The sequence below is a fragment of the Kitasatospora viridis genome, from assembly GCF_007829815.1.
GTDB lineage: Bacteria > Actinomycetota > Actinomycetes > Streptomycetales > Streptomycetaceae > Kitasatospora > Kitasatospora viridis.
The window spans coordinates 548,775-567,210 of sequence record NZ_VIWT01000003.1 but is presented as its reverse complement, the minus strand read 5'-3'; the positions used below and the strand labels follow the sequence as shown (position 1 = coordinate 567,210).

The following is an 18,436-nucleotide window of genomic DNA, read 5'->3' as shown; positions in this document are numbered from 1 at the left end:
TCCGGATGGAGAGAACCCGCATGAGCAGTAGCACCACTGTCGCCGTCACCGGGGCCGAGGGATTCATCGGCTCGCACCTGGTCGAGGCCCTGGTCGCGGACGGCCACCGGGTCCGCGCCATGGTCCAGTACAACTCCTTCTCCTCGTTCGGCTGGCTGGAGGAGCTCGACCCGCAGGTGCTCGACTCGGTCGAGGTCGTGCTCGGCGACGTCCGCGACCCCGGCTCGGTCAACGGCTTGGTCAAGGGCGCCGAGACGGTCTACCACCTGGCCGCGCTGATCGCGATCCCGTACTCCTACCAGGCGCCGCACTCCTACGTGGACACCAACGTCACCGGCACCCTCAACGTGCTGGAGGCGGTGCGCCACCTGGACGTGCCGCGGCTGGTGCACACCTCCACCAGCGAGACCTACGGCACCGCGCAGACCGTGCCGATCACCGAGGACCACCCGATCAACACCCAGTCCCCGTACGCCGCTTCGAAGGCCGGCGGGGACCGGCTGGCCGACAGCTACCACGCGAGCTTCGGCACGCCGGTGGTCACCCTGCGCCCGTTCAACACCTTCGGGCCGCGCCAGTCGATGCGCGCCGTCATCCCCACCGTGATCGCCCAACTCGCGGCGGGGGAGCGGGAGATCACCCTCGGCGACCTGCGCCCGACCCGCGACTTCATGTTCGTCGAGGACACCGCGGCCGCCTTCCGGGCGGTCGGCACCGCGCCCGCCGACACCGTCGTGGGCCGCACCTTCAACGCCGGCACCGGCCGGGAGATCTCGGTCGGCGACACCGTCGCGCTGATCGGCAAGCTGATGGGCGCGGACGTCACCGTGAAGGAGGACGAACAACGGCTCCGCCCGGCCGACTCCGAGGTGTTCCGCCTGGTCGCCGACGCCACCCGGCTGCGCACCGCCACCGGTTGGGCGCCCGCGCACAGCCTGGAGCAGGGCCTGGAGCGGACCATCGCGTTCTTCCGCGACCCGGCCAACCTGTCCCGCTACAAGACCGACCGCTACAACGTCTGACCACCGCACCGTCTGACCACCACCGGTCGGTCCACCGTCCCACGGCACTCACCTGCCGTCACACCCTCGTGGGGGGAATCACCCGTGCACGCAGTGATCCTGGCCGGCGGCAAGGGCATCCGGCTGCGCCCGTACACCACCGCCCTGCCCAAGCCGCTGGTGCCGATCGGCGACCAGCACGCGATCCTCGACATCGTGCTGCGCCAACTGTCCGCGGCCGGCTTCGAGTCGGTCACGCTGGCGATCGGCCACCTGGGCCACATCATCCGCGCCTACGTCGGCAACGGCTCGCAGTGGGGGCTGCGGGTCGGCTACGCCGTCGAGGACGTCCCGCTGGGCACCCTCGGTCCACTGCTGACCATTCAGGACCGTTTGCCCGAGCACTTCCTGGTGATGAACGGCGACGTCCTCACCGACCTCGACTACGCCACCCTGCTGCGCGGCCACGAGGTCAGCGGAGCCCCGCTGACCGTCGCCACCTACGGCCGCCAGGTGCGGATCGACTTCGGCGTGCTGACCGCCGAGTCCGGCAGCATCACCGGCTTCCAGGAGAAGCCCACCATCGACTACCGCGTCTCGATGGGCATATACGGCCTCTCCCGCAAGACCCTCGCCGACTACACCCCCGGCCAGCCGCTGGGCTTCGACGAGCTGGTGCTCGACCTGTTGGCCGCTCAGACCCCACCGGTCGCCCACGAGTTCGAGGGCTACTGGCTGGACATCGGCCGCCCGGACGACTACGACCGGGCCAACGAGGAGTTCGAGCAGATCAAGCCGCTGCTGCTGCGTCCGCGCCACGACCAGCCGCCGGCCGCCGCACTGCCCCGCTTCGCCCCGCCGGCCGAGCCCGCCGCGCCCGAGGAGCAGCCGGCCGACAGCGACGGGCGCGCCGCATGAAGATCCTGCTGCTGGGCGCCAACGGCTACCTGGGCCGGCACGCCGCCCGGGCCCTGCGGGCGCTGCCCGGCGCCGAGCTGTACACCGCCGGGCGGCGCCCCCCGCACGACCTCACGCTGGACCTGGCGGCCGGTCAGATGCCGGCGCTGATGGCCGACCTGGCCGCGCTGGCCCCCGACGCGGTGGTCAACTGCGCGGGCGCGGTGAGCGGCAGCGCGCTGAACCTGGCCGAGGCCAACGCGCGCGGGCCGGCGCTGCTCAGCGACGCGATGCTGGCCGCCGCCCCGCAGGCGAGGCTGGTCCACCTCGGCTCCGCCGCGGAGTACGGCGCGACCGAGATGGGGGTGGCGCTGACCGAGCGCTCCCCGGTGGCGCCGGTCGGGGTCTACGGCGCGACCAAGCTGGCCGGTTCGCTCGCCGTGGCGGGCAGCCGGCTGGAGGAGGCCGTGGTGCTGCGGGTGTTCAACCCGGTCGGGCCGGGCGCACCCGCCCAGTCGCTGCCCGGGCGGCTGGCGGGCGAGCTGCGCCGGGTCGGGCCGCAGGGCCGGATCCGGGTGGGCGACCTGTCGGCGTACCGCGACTTCGTCGACGTCCGCGACCTCGCCGAGGCCGTCGCGCTGGCCGTCACCGCCCCCCGGCCGCTGCCACGGGTGCTCAACCTCGGCAGCGGCTCGGCCCGCCCGGTCCGCGAGCTGGTCCGGGCGCTGACCGGGGCGGCCGGCTTCCGGGGCGAGCTGGTGGAGGAGGCCGCGGCCGGCTCCGAGCGGTCGGCGGTCGTGCCCTGGCAGCGCGCCGACGTCGGCGCCGCGGCCGAGCACCTGGGCTGGCGGCCGGTGACGCCGCTGGAGCGCTCGCTCGCCGACCTGTGGGAGAGCACCGCGGCCGAGGGCGCGCGGGACGGGGCCGAGCGGCCGGCGGTCGCCCGGTGACCGTTCCGCTCCTGCTGGTCCCGCTCTACGTGCACCCGGGCGTCGCACCGGACGCCTGGCGGGCGGTGGCCGAGGCCGGCCCCGCCCGGGTGGGCGCCGTGGTGCTGAACGTCGCCGACGGGCCGGGCGCCGCGCCCGACCCCGCGTTCGCCGAGGCCGGCGGGCGGCTGCGGGCGGCGGGCGTACGGGTGCTGGGCTACAGCGACACCGACTACGGCCGCCGGCCGCACGCCGCCGTGGTTGACGACCTGCTGCGGTACCGCGAGTGGTACGGGGTCGAGGGCGTCTACTTCGACCAGGCGAGCGCGCACCCCGGCGCGCTGGGCCACTACCGCCGGCTCGCCACGGCGGCCCGGGCGGCCGGCTGCGGCACGGTGGTGCTGGGGCACGGGACGCACCCGGACCCCGGGTACGCGGAGGTCGGCCTGGCCGACCTCCTGGTCACCTTCGAGGGCACCTGGGACGCGTACCAGGACCTGGTGCCGCCGGTGTGGACCGGCCGCCACGCGCCGGCCCGGTTCTGCCACCTGGTGTACGAGGTGCCCGCGGACCGGGCCGAGCAGTTCGCCAAACTGGCGGGCGGTCACCGCGCGGGCCTGGCCTGCGCGGTGAGCGGGCCGGGCCCGAACCCGTGGGACACCGAACCGCTGGGGCTGCGCCGGTGATCCGTCCCGCCCGGGCGTGCGCCGTGCTGCTGGTGCTGGCCGCCGCCGCCACGGCCTGCACCAGCAGCAGCAGCAGTGGTGGTGGCGGCGGTGCCCCGTCGCCGTCGCTGTCGCCCAGCACCACTGCGCCCGCGCCGTCCGCTCCCGCGCCGGTGCCCACGCCTTCGGCCTCCCCGAAGCCCACGCCCACACCTACGCCCACGCCCACACCGACACCGACCCCCTCCGCGACCCCCTCGGCGCACCCCACCGGTGCGCTGTGGCGCCCGACCCCCGGCACGGCGTGGCAGTGGCAGTTGAGCGGCACCGTGGACCAGTCGGTCGACGTCCCGGTCTACGACATCGACGGCTTCGAGAACGACGCGGGCGTGGTGGCCGCCCTGCACGCCAAGGGCCGCAAGGTGATCTGCTACGTCAACGCCGGCGGCTGGGAGGACTTCCGCCCGGACGCGGGCGCCTACCCGCCCTCGGTGCTCGGCGCGAGCGACGGCTGGTCCGGCGAACGCTGGGTCGACATCCGCCGGCTGGACGTGCTGCGGCCGCTGCTGGCGGCCCGGTTCGACATGTGCCGGGCGAAGGGCTTCGACGCCGTCGAACCCGACCTGCTGGAGGCCTACGAGAACGACAGCGGCTTCCCGGTCACCGCCGCCGACCAACTGGCCTTCAACCGGATGGTCGCCGACCTGGTGCACCAGCGCGGCATGTCGGTCGCGCTGAAGAACGACGTCGACCAGGTGCCCGACCTGGTGGGCGACTTCGACTTCTCGATCGACGAGCAGTGCGCCGAGTACCAGGAGTGCGACGCGCTGACCCCGTTCGTCCGGGCCGGCAAGGCGGTGCTGCACGTGGAGTACACCGTCGCGCCCGCCGCCTTCTGCCCCGAGAGCGCCAGGCTGGGCTTCAGCTCGATGGTCAAGCACCAGAACCTGGACGCCTGGCGCCAGCCCTGCTGACACGACCGCCCTGCTGAGACGACCGCGGCGCGGCCCGTTCCGGTGGGAACGGGCCGCGCTGCGGGTGTTGCGCTGCTACCTGGTCAGACCGAGACCTGGGCGCCCATGATCACGCACCGGTCGCTGGGCAGACCGAAGTACGCCACGGGGCTGCTGGTGTTGTTGGCGAGGGTCATGAAGAGCTTCTTGCGCCAGCGCCGCATGCCCGGCGCATCGGTCCGGACGATGGTCATCCGGGACAGGAAGTAGGACACCTCGTCCACGTCGAGGCCGTGGATCTGGCCCGCATCCGGGTGCTGGGCGGCCAGCCGCAGCGCCTGCGGGATGTTCGGGTCGTCCATGAAGCCGAAGCGCAGGGTGAGGTGGGTGATGCCGTCGTCGCTGTGGCCGAGGTCGTCGAAGGTGCAGCGCTCGGACTCGTCGACGTGCGGGACCTTCTCGGTCATCGCCGACACGATGATCACGTTCTGGTGCAGCGTGTGGTTGTGCTCGACGTTGGCGCGCAGCGCCAGCGGCGTGGTCTCCAGGTTGGCGTTCAGGAAGACCGCCGTGCCGTCGACCCGGTGCACCGGCGGGTCCATCGCGTCGACCTCGTCGACGAACGCGCGCAGCGGGCCCTCCAGCGCCGTCCGGTTCGGGGTGACGATCTGCCGGCCGCGCTGCCAGGTGATCAGGACGGTGAAGACCGTGAAGGCGACCAGCAGCGGCAGCCAGCCGCCGTGCACGACCTTGGTGAGGTTGGCCGCGAAGAACGCGATCTCGGTGGTCAGGAAGACGACGGCGCCGACCGCGATCAGCCAGCGCGGCTTGCGCATCATCACCCGGGCGACGGCCAGGAAGAGCACCGTGTTCAGCACGAAGGTGGCGGTGACCGCCACGCCGTACGCGGAGGCGAGCGCGGCGGAGGAGCCGAAGCCCAGCACCAGGGCGACGACCGCGGCGAACAGGCCCCAGTTGATCATCGGCGCGTAGACCTGGCCGACCTCGTGCTCCGAGGTGTGCTTGATCGTCATGTGCGGCAGCACGCCGAGCTGGACGGCCTGGCGGGTGACGCTGAACGCGCCGGATATGACCGACTGCGAGGCGATCACGGTGGCCACGGTGGCCAGGATCACCATCGGGAACTGCGCCCAGCCCGGCATCAGCAGGAAGAACGGGTTGGAGATCGAGGAGGGCGAGCGCAGGATCAGCGAGCCCTGGCCGAGGTAGTTGAGCGTCAGCGCCGGGAAGACCAGGAAGAACCAGGCGCGGTGGATCGGCGCCCGGCCGAAGTGGCCCATGTCGGCGTAGAGCGCCTCGGCGCCGGTCACGGCCAGCACCACCGAGGCGAGCGCGATGAACGCGATCATGCCGTGGTTCACCATGAACTCGACGCCGTACGTCGGCGACAGCGCCTTGAAGATCGCCGGGTGGCCCGCCAGTTCGACCGCGCCGGTGGCGCCGATGACGAGGAACCAGACGGTCATGACCGGGCCGAACAGGTTGCCGACCAGGTTGGTGCCGTAGCGCTGCAGCGCGAAGAGCACCATGAGCACCGCGATGGTGACCGGGATCACGAAGTCGCTCAGGCCCGGCGCCGAGACCTTCAGCCCCTCGACCGCCGACAGCACCGAGATCGCGGGCGTGATCATGCCGTCGCCGTAGAACAGCGAGGCGCCGAAGATCCCGAGCGCAACGAGGATCACCTTGCTGCGCACCGACTTGAAGTTCAGCTTCTGGACCAGGGCGGTCAGCGCCATGATGCCGCCCTCGCCGCCGTTGTCGGCGCGCAGGATGAACGACACGTACTTGACCGAGACGATCAGGGTGATCGCCCAGAAGACCAGCGAGATGACGCCGTACACCTGGTCCGGCGACGTCCCGACCGCGTTGTTGTCGGCGGTGAAGACGGTCTGGATCGAGTACAGCGGGCTGGTGCCGATGTCGCCGAAGACGACGCCCAGCGCGCCCAGGGTCAGGGCCGCCATGCCGGGACGGAGGCTTCGGGGTTTGCTGCCGTGGGGCGCGCCGCCGAGTGCGGGGGAGTCAGGGGCGGCGGGCGCACCCTTGGCGAGTTCTATACGCATAATGAGCGACGATGATACGCAGGCTCCGCAGCGCTCGGACCATCGGTCCTGGTGTACCGCGTGCACCTTTAACGACATCCATACGGTCGGGTCGTAACGGATTCCATACGGTCGATGACCGGAGCTGATCAGCAGGCCTCCCGGGGGCCGGGACAGCTGTCCGGAGGGAGCGCTACCGTGCTGCGCATGAACGCGATCACCGACCGGATCAAGGCCCGCACCTTCCACCTGGCGGGCGGCACCGAGGACTGGCGGGTGGTGGGCGAGGGCGCCTGCACCTGCTTCCGCACAGACTCGCTCGCCGCCGCCGCCCGGTTCGCCCAGGCCGTCGCCGAGCTGCCCGGCGGCTCGCCCGGCCGGCCCGACCTGGACCTGCGGGCCGACGGTGTGACGGTCCGTCTGATCACGGTCGGCGACGGCTACTACGGCCTGACCGAGCGCGACGTCGAGCTGGCCCGGGAGATCTCGGCGCTGGCCGGCCGCATGGGCCTGACGGCGGATCCGGCGGTGGTGCAGACCGTCCAGGTCACGGTCGACGCGCTGGTCACCGCCGAGTGCCTGCCGTTCTGGCGGGCCGTGCTCGACTACCGGGACCGCGGCGACAGCGAGGAGGACCTGCTGGACCCGCGTCGGCGCGGCGCCCCGTTCTACTTCCAGGCGATGGCCGAGCCGCGCCCGCAGCGCAACCGGCTGCACGTGGACGTCTGGGTGCCGCACGACGGGGCCGGGGCCCGGATCGCCGCCGCCCTGGCCGCCGGCGGCACCCTGGTGAGCGACGCGCACGCGCCCGGCCACTGGGTGCTGGCCGACCCGGAGGGCAACGAGGTCTGCGTCGGCGTCGCGGGCTGGCCGGGCCCGGACGCCGGGGTCAGCTGAGCGCCGGCTGCTGCGGGTCCGTCAGGTAGCGGGCGGTCTCGGCCAGCCAGGCCCGGAAGCCGGTCATCCAGTCGCGCAGCGCGACCGCCCGGCGGGCCAGCCGGGGGTCCGGCGGCACGGCGGCCAGTGCCTCGAACTCCTCGGCCCGGACCGCTATCCGCCGGGCCACCTCGGCCTCGGCCGCCCGGTGGTCGAGGCCGCGCGTGCGGGCGACCACCAGGACCAGGTTGTGCACCTCGCCGCCGTCCAGCTCCTTGCGCCAGGAGGCCAGGTCGTTGGTCCAGTTGATCACGTCGGAGGCGGCGTCCAGCAGGCTCTGGTGCCAGGGGTGGTCGTAGAGCTCGTCCGGCAGTGAGCACCCGGCCAGGTGGTCGGCGCCGTCCAGGCTCTCCCGGATCGCCCCGGTGATCCGGCGCAGCGCGATGTACTCGGCCTCGCCGGGCGGCCGGCCGCTGCGCCGCTCGGCGTTCTCCCGCACCAGCGCGGCCAGGTACTCGTCCAGGTGCCGGGCGAACCGGGGGCGGAACGGCTCGGCCGGGCCCGACCCCGGTCCGGGCGCGGACCAGAGGTCGAGGAAGGCGGCGACGAACGGCGAGCCGTGGTCGGTGCGCCCGGTGCGCAGCGCGTCCCCTATGGCGGTGAGCAGCCCGGCGCCGTCCTCGGGGGCCTGGCTGTCCAGGTGGCCGTCCAGGTGGTCGTCCAGCAGGAAGAACCAGCCCAGCCAGGTGCCGAGCACGGCGAGCGCGGCGTCGTCGGCGGACGGGCAGGTGTGGGCGGCCAGGGCGCCGAACCGGGCCAGCCGGAAGCACTCCTCGGTCTCCCGGTCGGGCAGCAGGCCGCGCTCCAGGCACCAGGCGGCGGCCCGGTCGTCGGCCTCGGCGGCGCGGCGGGCGAAGTCGGGGGACGCGGTGGCGGGCACGTAGCAGAGCGTAGTGGTTCGGTCGACGCCCTGCTAACCACCATTCCAGCCGAGTTGACGACCGGTCAGCCGGTCCGCTCGACCGCGCCCGCCCGCTGGCCCTGCGGGACGCCGTTCGCCAGGTCCTCCGCGAGCAGCCGCTTGGCGATGCCGTCCACCGCCGCCCGCAGCTCGGCGCTGCGCGGGCGGCCGACGTCCGCCTCCAGCTTCGCGTTCAGCCACGCCGACCAGGCCCGGGTGAGCGCCCCGGCCTCCACCTGCCCGGCCGGCGTGTGGTCCAGGAAGTCCTGGTGGCGGGTCAGGTAGCCCTCGCTGACCATCCGGTCGAAGACCGGCTCCAGCACCTCCGGCGGGACCCGCTTGCGGGCGGCGATCAGGTTCAGCCGGGCGTGCCCGACCACCCGGGTGAGCAGTTCCACCTCCATCAGCGCCCAGGCGCCGGCGATGTCCACCCGGGCCTCGGAGCCCGCCACGATGGAGCGCACGGTGTCCAGGTCCACCAAGCGGATGATCCGGCACACGCTGGCCTCCAGGTGCTGGACCGCGTCGCTGCCGGTGGGCTGGGCGAAGCCCTCGCCCATGTCGGTGGAGGCGGCCCGGGCGCTGTCGCGCAGCTTCACCTGCTTGAGGAAGAGCGCCACCACGAAGCCGAGCGCCGCCACCGGCACCGTCCACAGGAAGACGGTGTGCAGGGTGTCCGAGTAGGCCGAGATGATCGGCGCGGCCTGGGCCGCGGGCAGCCGGTGCAGGCCCTCGGGACTGGAGGCGGAGTGCGCCAGCCGGGCCGGGTCGGCGCCGGTGAGCCGGGCGGACTCGACGACGCCCTTGGCCAGGTTCGTCTTCAGGGTGTTGGTGTAGATGGTGCCGAAGACGGCGGTGCCGAAGGAGGAGCCGATGGTGCGGAAGAAGGTGACGCCGGAGGTGGCCGTGCCCAGGTCGGCGTAGTCCACGGTGTTCTGCACCGCGATGGTCAGCACCTGCATGCAGAGCCCGATGCCCAGGCCCAGCACGAACATGTAGAGCGAGGCGAGCCCGACGCCGGTGCTCGGTTTCAGCAGCGAGAGCAGGAAGAGGCCGACCGCCATCACCAGCGAGCCGACGATCGGGAAGATCCGGTACTGGCCGGTCTTGCTGACCACGTTTCCGCTGAAGATCGAGGCGATCAGCAGCCCGAGCACCATCGGCAGCGTCCGCACGCCGGAGACGGTCGCCGAGTCGCCGTCCACGTACTGCAGGTAGGTGGGCAGGAAGGTCATCGCGCCGAGCATCGCGAAGCCGACGATGAAGCTCAGCACCGAGCAGACCGCGAACACCGGGGTGCCGAACAGCCGCATCGGCAGCATCGGCTGCTCCGCCCTGGTCTCCGCCCAGCAGAACCCGGCCAGCGCGAGCACGCCGCCGACGAACAGCGCGATGATCACCGGCGAGCCCCAGGCGAACTGGTTGCCGCCCAGGCTGGTGGCCAGGATCAGCGCGCTCGCGCCGGCCGCGACCAGCCCGATCCCCAGGTAGTCGATCACCGGGCGGACCGTCGAGCGCACCGAGGGCAGGTTCCGGGCGGCGGCGATCACCACCAGGATCGCGATCGGCACGTTGACGTAGAAGGCCCAGCGCCAGGACAGGTGGTCGGTGAAGAGCCCGCCGAGCAGCGGCCCGATCACCGTGGCGACGCCGAAGACCGCGCCGATCGCCCCCTGGTACTTGCCGCGCTCGCGCAGCGGGATCACGTCGGCGATCAGCGCCATCGAGGTGACCATCAGGCCGCCGGCGCCGATGCCCTGCACCGCGCGCCAGGCGATCAGCAGCCACATGTCGGTGGCCAGTCCGCAGAGGAAGGAGCCGGTGATGAAGACGATCGCGGAGACCTGGAAGACCAGCTTGCGCCCGTAGAGGTCGCCGAACTTGCCGACCAGCGCGGTGGCCACGGTCTCGGCCAGCAGGTAGGAGGTCACCACCCAGGACATGTGGGAGGCGCCGCCGAGGTCGGCCACGATGGTCGGCAGCGCCGTCCCGACGATGGTCTGGTCGAGCGCGGCCAGCAGCATGCCGAGCACGATGGTGCCGAAGACGATGTTGCGCTGGCGCACGTCGAGGACGGGTGGGGCGCTCTGCTGACTCTGCGCGTGCGTGGTCATAGGGGCAGGGTCACACCGGTGCGGCGGGGCCGCGAGCCGGGAGGGGCGGGGGAGTGAGCGGGAGCTGACGGTGCGTCGGGTCCGGTGCCGACGGACCGGCGTCTTCCATCCGTTCAGGTCCGTGTGCCAAGCTCGAACGGCGCACTTGGGGGAGTGGCGCGGTGACTGCGCGTCGGGGGTGCCACGGGCGCCCCGACGGCCGGGACCACCTGATCCGGGGGGATTCGCTCGTGTCGTACTGGTCCGCTCTGCCCGCCGGGCTCGGCCCGGCGCACCGTCAACTGGTGGAGGAGCTGCGCGCGCTCAAGGACGAGCACCGGCTGACGCTGACCCGGCTGGCCCAGCTGACGCACTACTCGACCGCCTCCTGGCAGCGCTGGCTGAACGGCCGGCGGCCGATCACCGAGCCGGCGCTGGGGATCCTGGTGGGCGCCCTCGGGGTGGACGGTGCCCGGCTGTTCGAGCTGCTGCGCGGGGCGGCCGCCGCACCGGCGCCCGAGCCACCGGCCCCCGCGCCGCCTGCCGGCGGACCGGCGGGCGCGGCGCCGGCCCAGCTGCCCGCGGCGGTGGCGGACTTCACCGGCCGGCGCGCGCAGCTCGCCGAACTGGCCGGCCTGCTGGGCGGTGGCGGCGCCGCCGGGCCCGGGCAGGTGGTGCTGGTCGCCGTCACCGGCGCCGGCGGCGTGGGCAAGACGGCGCTCGCCGTGACGGCCGGCCACCTGGCGGCCCGTCACTTCCCCGACGGCCAGCTCTTCGCCGACCTGGGCGGCGGCGAACCGGCGCCGCGGGCCGCCGCCGAGGTGCTGGCCGGCTGGCTGCGGGCGCTCGGCGAACTCGGCGTCCCGGCCGGGGAGGAGGAGGCGGCGGCCCGGTTCCGCACCCTGCTGGCCGGCCGCCGGATGCTGCTGGTGCTGGACAACGCCGCCTCGGCCGCCCAACTGCGCCCGCTGATCCCCGGCTCGGCCGGCTGCGCGGTGCTGGTCACCGCCCGCAACCGGCTGAGCGACCTGGTCGGCGCCCACCACCTGGCCCTGCCGATGCTGGACGCCGCGGAGGCCCGCGAGCTGCTCGCCGCCGCCGTCGGCGAGCGGCGGGTGGCCGCCGAACCGGAGGCGGTGCAGCGGGTGCTGGCCGGCTGCGCGGGGCTGCCGCTCGCGCTGCGGATCGCCGCCGCACGGCTGACCCGGCGCGCCGGCTGGACGATCGAGGCCCTGGCGGCCCGGCTGGACGACGAGCGGGCCCGGCTCGACGAGCTCGCCGTCGGGGACCTGGCGATCCGCGCGGCCTTCCGGACCGGCTACCGCACCCTGCCGGACGCCCGCCCCCGCACCGCCGCCGGGCAGCGGGCCGACCGGCAGGCCGAGGTCTCGACGGCGCGGGCGTTCCGGCTGCTCGGCCTCTTCCCCGGCCCCCGGTTCGGCGCGCACGCCGCCGCCGCGCTGCTCGACGTGCCGCTGCGCCGGGCCGAGGACCTGCTGGAGGTGCTCGCGGAGGCCCACCTGGTGGAGAGCGACGGCCCCGAGCGCTACCGCCTGCACGACCTGCTGCGCAGCTACGCGGCCGAACTCGCCCAGCAGGAGGAGAGCGAGGAGCAGCGGCGCGCGGCCGGCGGGCGGCTGGCCGCCTGGTACCTCTACGCCTGCCACCGGGCCCAGGCCGAGATGCACGTCTTCCGGACCGCGGCCGAGATCGGCGCCGCCGCCCGCCCCGAGCCGGCCGTCGCCTTCGCCGGCCACGCCGAGGCCACCGCCTGGTTCGACGCCGAGCAGCGCAACCTGCCGGCCGTCACCCGGCTCGCCGCCGAGCTGGACCTCGGCCCGGTCACCTGGCTGCTGCCCCGCTGCACCTACAACTACCAGCTGCTGCGGGCGCTCTGGCGGGACGTCGTGGAGATGGCCGAGCTGGCGGCCGCCGCCGCGCGTGCCCACGGCGAGCTGGACGTGCTGCCGGCGATGCTGGCCTGCGCGAGCCTGCCGTACGTCCGGCTCGGGCGGGTCGACGAGGCGGCCGAGCTGTGTCGGCAGGCGTTCGAGCTCGCCGAGCGGCTCGGGTACCGGTGGGACGGCGGGTTCAGCGCGCTGATGCTGGCCGAGACGTTGGACGGCGCGGGGCGGTTCGAGGAGGCCGAGGGTTGGTTCCGGGCGGCCGTCGAGCTGCACCGGGACGCGGAGGTGCCCCGGCAGGAGCTCGGCCGGGCCCTGCACCGGGCGGCCTGGGCGCTGCTCGACGCCGGGCGGCCCGCGGCGGCCCTGCCGCTGGCCGTCGAGTCGCTCGGCCTGGCCCGGGCCGGGGACGACCGCTACCAGCTGGCCGTGGCGCTGGACGCCCTCGCCCTGGCCCACCACGACCTCGGCCGGTTCGAGGAGGAGCTCGCGGTGCTGCGGGAGGCGGTGCGGGTGCACGCCGACAACGGCGACCACTACCTCGCCGCCGACACCCTCGAACAGGCGGCCTGGTGCGAGGAGGTCCGGCGCGAGGAAGCCCGGTGCGAGGAGGTCCGGCGCGAGGAAGCCCGGTTCGAGGAGTCCGAGTTCGAGGAGGCGCACGCCGCGGTGCGCCCGGCCGCGCCGTTACTGCATACGAGGGGTGTTCACTCTGTGTCAGGTTAGTGACCGTCACCCAGGGTAAGGCCAACGGCAACCATGTCCACGCCACCCGAAGGGGAAGCTGACCGACCCATGAGTGACCTCCACGTTCTTCCCGAACGCGCGCGCCTGGTGACCACTGCCCGGGCCTGGGCCCACGCCCTGGCCGAGCACGCCGACCCGCACGAGGACCTCGTGGTCTACGGCGGACCGGACACCTTCCTGGTCGGCGTCGGCAGCAGCGCCCGGCTCGCCCTCGACCCGGGCGAGGCGAACCCCTGGCCCGCCGTCACCGAGTTCCTGGACCACGCGGCCGGCGCACCGGTGCTCGGCCACCTCGCCCCCGACCTGCTGCGGCCGCCGCACGCCGACACCCCGCCGCCGGGTTACCCGGCCAGCTGGCTCACCCTGCCCCGGCTGCTCTTCCAGGTGGACGCCACCGGCCCGACCGTGCTGCGCGGGCGCCCCGGCCCGGACTGGGACGAGGTCCGCCCGGCCGACCGCGCTGCCCCGCGCGCCGCCCCGCTCGACGGCACCGGCGAGCAGGACCGGCCCGCCTACGAGCTGGCCGTGCGCCGCGCCCTCGACTGGATCGACGGCGACCCCGACCGCCGGGCCACGGTGGCCCGCCGGATCGAGGTCGCCCCGCACTTCCCGCTCACCCGACTGCTGCTCACCGGCCCACCGCCGAACCCGACCTGCCGGCTCTTCCACGTCCGGCACGACGGCTTCCTGATGTCCGGCAACAGCCCCGAGCTGCTGGTCCACGGCAACCTCGCCGCCTTCCGCTCCTACAAGCTGGCCGGCACCGGCCCGCGCCAGCGCGGCAGCGCCGACCGCGAGCTCGCCGCCGCCTTCCTGCGCGACCACAAGATCCTCGCCGAGCACGCCGCCACCCTGGCCGCCTGGCGCCGCTCGCTGCGCCGGCTCGGCGCGGTGGTCGGCGCCGGCCCGACGGTGCTCGACCGCCACCGGCTGCGCCACCTGATGACCGTGCTCACCGTCCAGGCCGACCACGCCTCGCTCACCGACCTGCTGCGCGCCGCGCTGCCGGCCCCCGCGACCCCGCCCGCCGACCTGCCGTTCCCGCGCGGCGCTTACCACGGCATCGTCGGCCGGTTCCAGCCCGGTCGGCTCTCGCTCTCCAAGGTGGTGCGCACCGTCTTCCAGGAGTCCGGCCAGACCTACGCCTTCGCCGGCGCCACCGTGACCCGCGACTCCACCCCCGCCGGCGAGTGGGCCGACACCTGCCACAAGTTCGCCGACATCGAGGTCCCGGTGGAGCTCTGACGATGAGTCAGGGGCGGGCCGGGGCGCCACTGGTCCGCTCCTGGCAGCCAGTGGTGCGCGCCTGCGGGCGGGTCAGGCCCGGAAGCCGTCGGACAGCACGGAGAGCCGGTCCAGCAGCAGTTCGCCCAGGCCGAAGGCGCGGTCGTGGCGCAGCCAGCGGCCCAGCGCGGCCAGGTAGCAGTCGTAGACGGTGTCGGCCAGCTCGGCGGGATCGAGATCCGGCCGGATCTCGCCGCGCTGCTGGCCCCGGGTGATCGCGGCGACGAAGGAGTTGGGCGTCTCGGAGCCGAGGCCGAAGGCGGACTGCAGCACCCCGCCGTCGAACAGCTCCTTGGCCAGCAGGTAGTCCTTCTCGTTGAGTTCGGCGAGGGAGCGCAGTCCGTCGGTCAGCGCCTGGAGGGCGGTCTTGCCCGCTATCGCCGCGTCCAGCTCGTCCTGCCGGTCCAGCTGGTCGTGCCGGCGCTGGATCCAGGCGTGGACGAAGTCCTCCTTGTGCCGGAAGTGGTTGAACGCGGTCTGCCGGCCCACGTCGGCGTGGTCGGCGATGTGGTCGTAGGTGGTGGCCGCGTAGCCCTGGTTGGCGAAGAGCTCCAGCGCGGCGGCGAGCACCCGCTCCCGGGTCGCGGTGCGGCGCCGTTCGCGGCGGTCCTGCGGCTCGTCGGTGCGCTGCGACGCGGTGGATCCCATGCCCGGAAGTGTACTTGGCACCATGTAGTACTCAAGTACATAATTGGACTCAAGTATACTTATGCATCAGCTCGCGTTCGTCCGAAAATGATTGACGGACCGTCAGTTCGCCGGGAATAACCGGAATACCGAGCGCAGCGCCCCGGGTTCCGGTGGTCATGACTGAGCAGAACAACGACCCCGTCCGGGGTACGGCCGTGGGTGCGGCGCCGGTGCCGCTGTCGGTGCTGGACCTGGCCGCCGTCGGAGACGGCTACACCGCCCGGGAGGCCCTGCAGACCTCCGTGCGGGTGGCCCGACTGGCGCAGCGGCGCGGCTTCCAGCGCTACTGGGTGGCCGAGCACCACTCCATCCCGGGCATCTCCAGCAGCAGCCCCGCCGTGATCCTCTCCCACCTCGCGGCCCACACCGAGACCCTCCGACTGGGATCGGGCGGCGTGATGCTGCCCAACCACGCACCGCTCGCCGTCGCCGAGCAGTTCGGCACCCTGGAGGCGCTGGCCCCAGGCCGGGTCGACCTGGGCCTGGGCCGGGCGCCCGGCACGGACGGCGCGACCGCCGGCGCGCTGCGCCGGGCCGCCTCCCCGCACGGCGCGGGGGACACCTTTCCGGCCGAGGTGCAGGAGCTGATCCGGTTCCTGAACGACGACTTCCCCGACGGCCACCCCTACCGGGGCGTGCACGCGGTGCCCGGGCCGGTGCAGGGGCTGGTCAGCCGGCCGGCGGTCTGGCTGCTCGGCTCCTCCGGCTTCTCCGCCCAGCTGGCCGGGGAGTTGGGGCTCCCGTTCGCCTTCGCCCACCACTTCGCGGCGCAGAACACGCTGCCCGCGCTCGACCTCTACCGCAGCAGCTTCCGCCCCTCCGCCGTGCTCGCCGAGCCCTACGCCGTGGTCGGCGTCTTCGCCTTCGCCGCGGACACGACCGAGCAGGCCCGGCTGCAGGCCCTCACCGGCGCCCTGGTGACCATCCGGCTGCGCAGCGGCCGGCCCACCCTGGTGCCGACGGCCGAGGAGGCTGCCGCGCACACCTTCTCCGCCCAGGAGTCCGCGATCCTCGGCGGCTGGCTGGACAACGCGCTGTACGGCACCGGGGAGGAGGTCCGGGCCGGTCTGGACGAGCTGCAGAAGCGCACCGGCGCGGACGAGCTGATGCTGGCCATGAACTCGCACGACCCCGATCTGCGGGTGCGCTCCTACGACTTGATCGCCGACGCCTACGGCATGCCGTCCTGACCCACCGCCACCGCACCACCACCGCGCAGCCGCGCACGGAACTCCCGTGCGCGGCTGCGCGATCCCGACAGAGCGGGTGCGCGCGGGCGGCAGAGCGTGATCGGGGCAGCGATTAGCGTCCTTGACCATGGAACTCGACCTGCGCGGGGTGATGCGGCACTTCGCCACCGGAGTCGGTGTGGTGAGCACCCACACCGCGGCGCCCGACGCCCCCGGTGCCCGCCGCCACGACGCGATCACCGTCAACTCGCTCGCCCTGGCCTCCTACGACCCGCCGCTGGTCTCGCTCTGCCTGCGGCGCGAATCCGCCTTCCTGGCCGACCTGTTGGCCGCCAAGGTGTGGGCCGTCTCGATCCTCGGCGCGGACGGCGCCGAGACCGCCGGGGCACTGGCCCGCGGCCGCGAGCACCGCGGCCCCGTCATCGACTCGCTGCCCGCCACGACGGGCGGGCAGACCGGCGCGCTCATCCTCTCCGGCCTCGGCTGGCTGGAGTGCGCGCTCAGTGAATCCTTCGTCGCGGGCGACCACTTGATGGTGATCGGCGAGGTGCTCGCCTGCGGGGTGACCGAGGCGCGCGACGCCCTGGTCTTCCTCAACGGCGCGCTGCGCCCCGCGCTCGCCGCCCGGTAGTCCCCGCCCGGTAGTCCCCGCCCCGCAGTCCCCCGACCCCGGAGGCCACCCGCCATGAACCCACGACCCTCCAGCGCACTGGAGAAGGCGCTCGCCGAGGCCGAGCGGCTGCTCGGCCCGGAACGGGTGGTGCGCGCCGACGCACGGTCGAGCGAGCTGCTCGGCCCCAACACCTCGATGTTCCGCTCCCGCCGGCTCGCCGCCGTGCTGCGCCCCGAGCGGGCGGAGCAGGTCGGCCCGCTGGTCGCGCTCTTCGACCGGGACGCCGACTCCGCCGGCCTGCACGCCATCAGCACCGGCCGGAACTGGGGCCTCGGCTCCTTCCAACCCGCCCAGGACGACAGCGTGGTGCTGGACCTCGGCGGCCTCGACCGAGTGCGCTCCTTCGACCTGGCGGCCGGCTGGGCCGTGATCGAGCCGGGCGTCACCCAGGGCGAACTGTCCCAACTGCTCGCCGACACACCCCGGATGCTCAACGTGACCGTCTCGGCCGCCGCCACCAGCGTGCTCGGCAACGCCCTGGATCGCGGTGTCGGCCTGCGCGGCCAGCGCACCGAGGACCTGGCCGGCCTCGAAGTGGTGCTCCCCGACGGTGAGTCGGTGCGGGTCGGCTGGTGGCCGGACGAGCACCGCAGCGCGCCGGTCTACCCGCACGGGCTCGGCCCCTCGCTGCTGCCGCTGTTCACCCAGTCCAACCTCGGGGTGGTCACCGCCGCCGTGATCAGGCTGCCGGTGCGGCCCGAGGCGCTGCGGGTGGTGCGGCTCGCCTTCGCCCGCCCCGCGCTGGGCGAGGCGGTGACCGCGATCCGCCGCTGGGTGGCCCAGGGCCTGACCCGGGGCGTGCCGCGGATCTTCGACCCGCTGGCCGGCGGGGCCTACGGCGGCGGCCAGGACGAGTTCCTGGCGCACCTGCCGGTGGACGGCACGGCCGAGGCGGTCGAGGCCCTGACCGGCCTGCTGGTCGCCGAGGCGCGCCGCAGCGGCCTGTTCACCCGGGTCTCCAGCGGCGCCGACGACACCTCGGCGGGCGCCGAACCGGCCGAGCTGGTGGACCTGATCGAGCGCGGCTACGCCGGCGACCCCGACCTGGCGGACCGGCTCTTCGAGGCCAAGATGGGCGTGCCCGCCGACCAGTTGGACACTCGCGCCGGGTTCGTCTTCTTCCTGCCGCTGCTGCCGCTCACCGGCGAGGCCCTCACCGAGGCCGACCGGCTGATCCGGCAGGCCGTCGAGACCACCGGGGCCCGCGCCGCCGCCACCTCGCACCTGCTCGGACCGGACCTGGTCGACTGCGTGGTGGCGATCAAGTTCCCGCGCGAGCAGGCCGCCGCCGAGCGGGCCCACCGCCTGCTCGACCTGCTCCACGAGTCGTTCGCCGCTGCCGGGTTCGCGCCCTACCGACTCGACATCGAGCACACCGGCTGGCGCGACGCCTTCGCCGGCGACCCCGGCGCGCTGGCCCTGACGAGGCGGCTGAAGGCCGTCCTCGACCCGCGGCAGGCCATCGCGCCGGGCCGCTACCACTGACCGCCACCACTGACCGCCATCA

At 74.0% G+C, this 18,436-nt stretch carries 14 protein-coding genes and 1 pseudogene; 11 read left to right on the top strand and 4 right to left on the bottom strand.

Annotated features, from left to right (window positions below):
• Positions 1–20 precede the first annotated feature (20 nt).
• From FHX73_RS33145 to FHX73_RS33125, 5 genes and pseudogenes are all read left to right on the top strand, one after another.
• A complete protein-coding gene (locus FHX73_RS33145) occupies positions 21–1,022 on the top strand; it encodes an SDR family NAD(P)-dependent oxidoreductase (protein ID WP_145909641.1) in 1,002 nt (333 codons plus the stop codon).
• An 84-nt stretch (positions 1,023–1,106) separates the two neighbouring features.
• Positions 1,107–1,811, top strand: a pseudogene (locus FHX73_RS33140) (nucleotidyltransferase family protein); the annotation flags it as partial.
• Positions 1,812–1,915: 104 nt separating this feature from the next.
• Complete coding sequence (locus FHX73_RS33135) at positions 1,916–2,848, top strand: NAD-dependent epimerase/dehydratase family protein (protein WP_145909639.1); 933 nt, start codon at positions 1,916–1,918, stop codon at positions 2,846–2,848.
• Positions 2,845–3,513 carry a spherulation-specific family 4 protein gene (locus tag FHX73_RS33130; protein WP_145909638.1) on the top strand — a complete coding sequence of 223 codons (669 nt, stop codon included), beginning with the start codon at positions 2,845–2,847 and terminating at the stop codon, positions 3,511–3,513. The genes FHX73_RS33135 and FHX73_RS33130 overlap by 4 nt, the downstream gene beginning before the upstream one ends.
• Positions 3,510–4,466 carry an endo alpha-1,4 polygalactosaminidase gene (locus FHX73_RS33125; protein ID WP_246214029.1) on the top strand — a complete coding sequence of 319 codons (957 nt, stop codon included), beginning with the start codon at positions 3,510–3,512 and terminating at the stop codon, positions 4,464–4,466. Before FHX73_RS33130 ends, FHX73_RS33125 begins: the two co-directional genes overlap by 4 nt.
• Before the next feature lie 83 nt (positions 4,467–4,549).
• Here FHX73_RS33125 and FHX73_RS33120 read toward each other — a convergent pair whose 3' ends face one another.
• A complete protein-coding gene (locus FHX73_RS33120; protein WP_211786403.1) occupies positions 4,550–6,433 on the bottom strand; it encodes a potassium transporter Kup in 1,884 nt (627 codons plus the stop codon).
• A gap of 285 nt (positions 6,434–6,718) precedes the next feature.
• On the opposite strand from FHX73_RS33120, the gene FHX73_RS33115 reads away from it, so the two are divergent.
• Complete coding sequence (locus FHX73_RS33115; RefSeq protein ID WP_145909636.1) at positions 6,719–7,408, top strand: VOC family protein; 690 nt, start codon at positions 6,719–6,721, stop codon at positions 7,406–7,408.
• Here the strand turns inward: FHX73_RS33115 and FHX73_RS33110 are convergent.
• On the bottom strand, positions 7,401–8,327 hold the full coding sequence (locus FHX73_RS33110) for a terpene synthase family protein (protein ID WP_145909635.1): 927 nt from the start codon (positions 8,325–8,327) through the stop codon (positions 7,401–7,403). The two genes, FHX73_RS33115 and FHX73_RS33110, sit on opposite strands and share 8 nt — an antisense overlap.
• A gap of 65 nt (positions 8,328–8,392) precedes the next feature.
• Complete coding sequence (locus FHX73_RS33105; RefSeq protein ID WP_145909634.1) at positions 8,393–10,462, bottom strand: MDR family MFS transporter; 2,070 nt, start codon at positions 10,460–10,462, stop codon at positions 8,393–8,395.
• Between the two features lie 230 nt (positions 10,463–10,692).
• Here FHX73_RS33105 and FHX73_RS33100 point away from each other — a divergent pair, with 230 nt between their 5' ends.
• Both FHX73_RS33100 and FHX73_RS33095 read left to right on the top strand, forming a co-directional pair.
• Positions 10,693–13,071, top strand: a complete 2,379-nt coding sequence (locus FHX73_RS33100) for an ATP-binding protein (RefSeq protein WP_145909633.1) — start codon at positions 10,693–10,695, stop codon at positions 13,069–13,071.
• Positions 13,072–13,140: 69 nt separating this feature from the next.
• The gene (locus FHX73_RS33095; RefSeq protein ID WP_170305187.1) at positions 13,141–14,337 is read left to right on the top strand and encodes a chorismate-binding protein; all 1,197 of its coding nucleotides are present in this window, start codon (positions 13,141–13,143) and stop codon (positions 14,335–14,337) included.
• A gap of 72 nt (positions 14,338–14,409) precedes the next feature.
• Here FHX73_RS33095 and FHX73_RS33090 read toward each other — a convergent pair whose 3' ends face one another.
• Positions 14,410–15,024 carry a TetR/AcrR family transcriptional regulator gene (locus FHX73_RS33090; protein WP_170305186.1) on the bottom strand — a complete coding sequence of 205 codons (615 nt, stop codon included), beginning with the start codon at positions 15,022–15,024 and terminating at the stop codon, positions 14,410–14,412.
• A gap of 158 nt (positions 15,025–15,182) precedes the next feature.
• Between FHX73_RS33090 and FHX73_RS33085 the strand changes: the two genes are divergently transcribed.
• The 3 genes from FHX73_RS33085 to FHX73_RS33075 all read left to right on the top strand — a co-directional run bounded on the left by FHX73_RS33085 (position 15,183) and on the right by FHX73_RS33075 (position 18,414).
• Complete coding sequence (locus FHX73_RS33085; RefSeq protein ID WP_145909630.1) at positions 15,183–16,256, top strand: LLM class flavin-dependent oxidoreductase; 1,074 nt, start codon at positions 15,183–15,185, stop codon at positions 16,254–16,256.
• Positions 16,257–16,383: 127 nt separating this feature from the next.
• The gene (locus tag FHX73_RS33080; protein WP_145909629.1) at positions 16,384–16,887 is read left to right on the top strand and encodes a flavin reductase family protein; all 504 of its coding nucleotides are present in this window, start codon (positions 16,384–16,386) and stop codon (positions 16,885–16,887) included.
• 54 nt (positions 16,888–16,941) lie between these two features.
• Positions 16,942–18,414, top strand: a complete 1,473-nt coding sequence (locus FHX73_RS33075; protein ID WP_145909628.1) for an FAD-binding oxidoreductase — start codon at positions 16,942–16,944, stop codon at positions 18,412–18,414.
• The last annotated feature ends 22 nt before the right edge of the window (positions 18,415–18,436 follow it).

Coding starts and splice junctions, on each gene's coding strand:
- FHX73_RS33105 (WP_145909634.1), bottom strand. CDS start 10,462: ATGACCACGCACGCGCAGAGTCAGCAGAGCGCCCCACCCGTCCTCGAC.
- FHX73_RS33075 (WP_145909628.1), top strand. CDS start 16,942: ATGAACCCACGACCCTCCAGCGCACTGGAGAAGGCGCTCGCCGAGGCC.
- FHX73_RS33120 (WP_211786403.1), bottom strand. CDS start 6,433: ATGGCGGCCCTGACCCTGGGCGCGCTGGGCGTCGTCTTCGGCGACATC.
- FHX73_RS33080 (WP_145909629.1), top strand. CDS start 16,384: ATGGAACTCGACCTGCGCGGGGTGATGCGGCACTTCGCCACCGGAGTC.
- FHX73_RS33095 (WP_170305187.1), top strand. CDS start 13,141: ATGAGTGACCTCCACGTTCTTCCCGAACGCGCGCGCCTGGTGACCACT.
- FHX73_RS33090 (WP_170305186.1), bottom strand. CDS start 15,024: ATGGGATCCACCGCGTCGCAGCGCACCGACGAGCCGCAGGACCGCCGC.
- FHX73_RS33085 (WP_145909630.1), top strand. CDS start 15,183: ATGACTGAGCAGAACAACGACCCCGTCCGGGGTACGGCCGTGGGTGCG.
- FHX73_RS33135 (WP_145909639.1), top strand. CDS start 1,916: ATGAAGATCCTGCTGCTGGGCGCCAACGGCTACCTGGGCCGGCACGCC.
- FHX73_RS33145 (WP_145909641.1), top strand. CDS start 21: ATGAGCAGTAGCACCACTGTCGCCGTCACCGGGGCCGAGGGATTCATC.
- FHX73_RS33115 (WP_145909636.1), top strand. CDS start 6,719: ATGAACGCGATCACCGACCGGATCAAGGCCCGCACCTTCCACCTGGCG.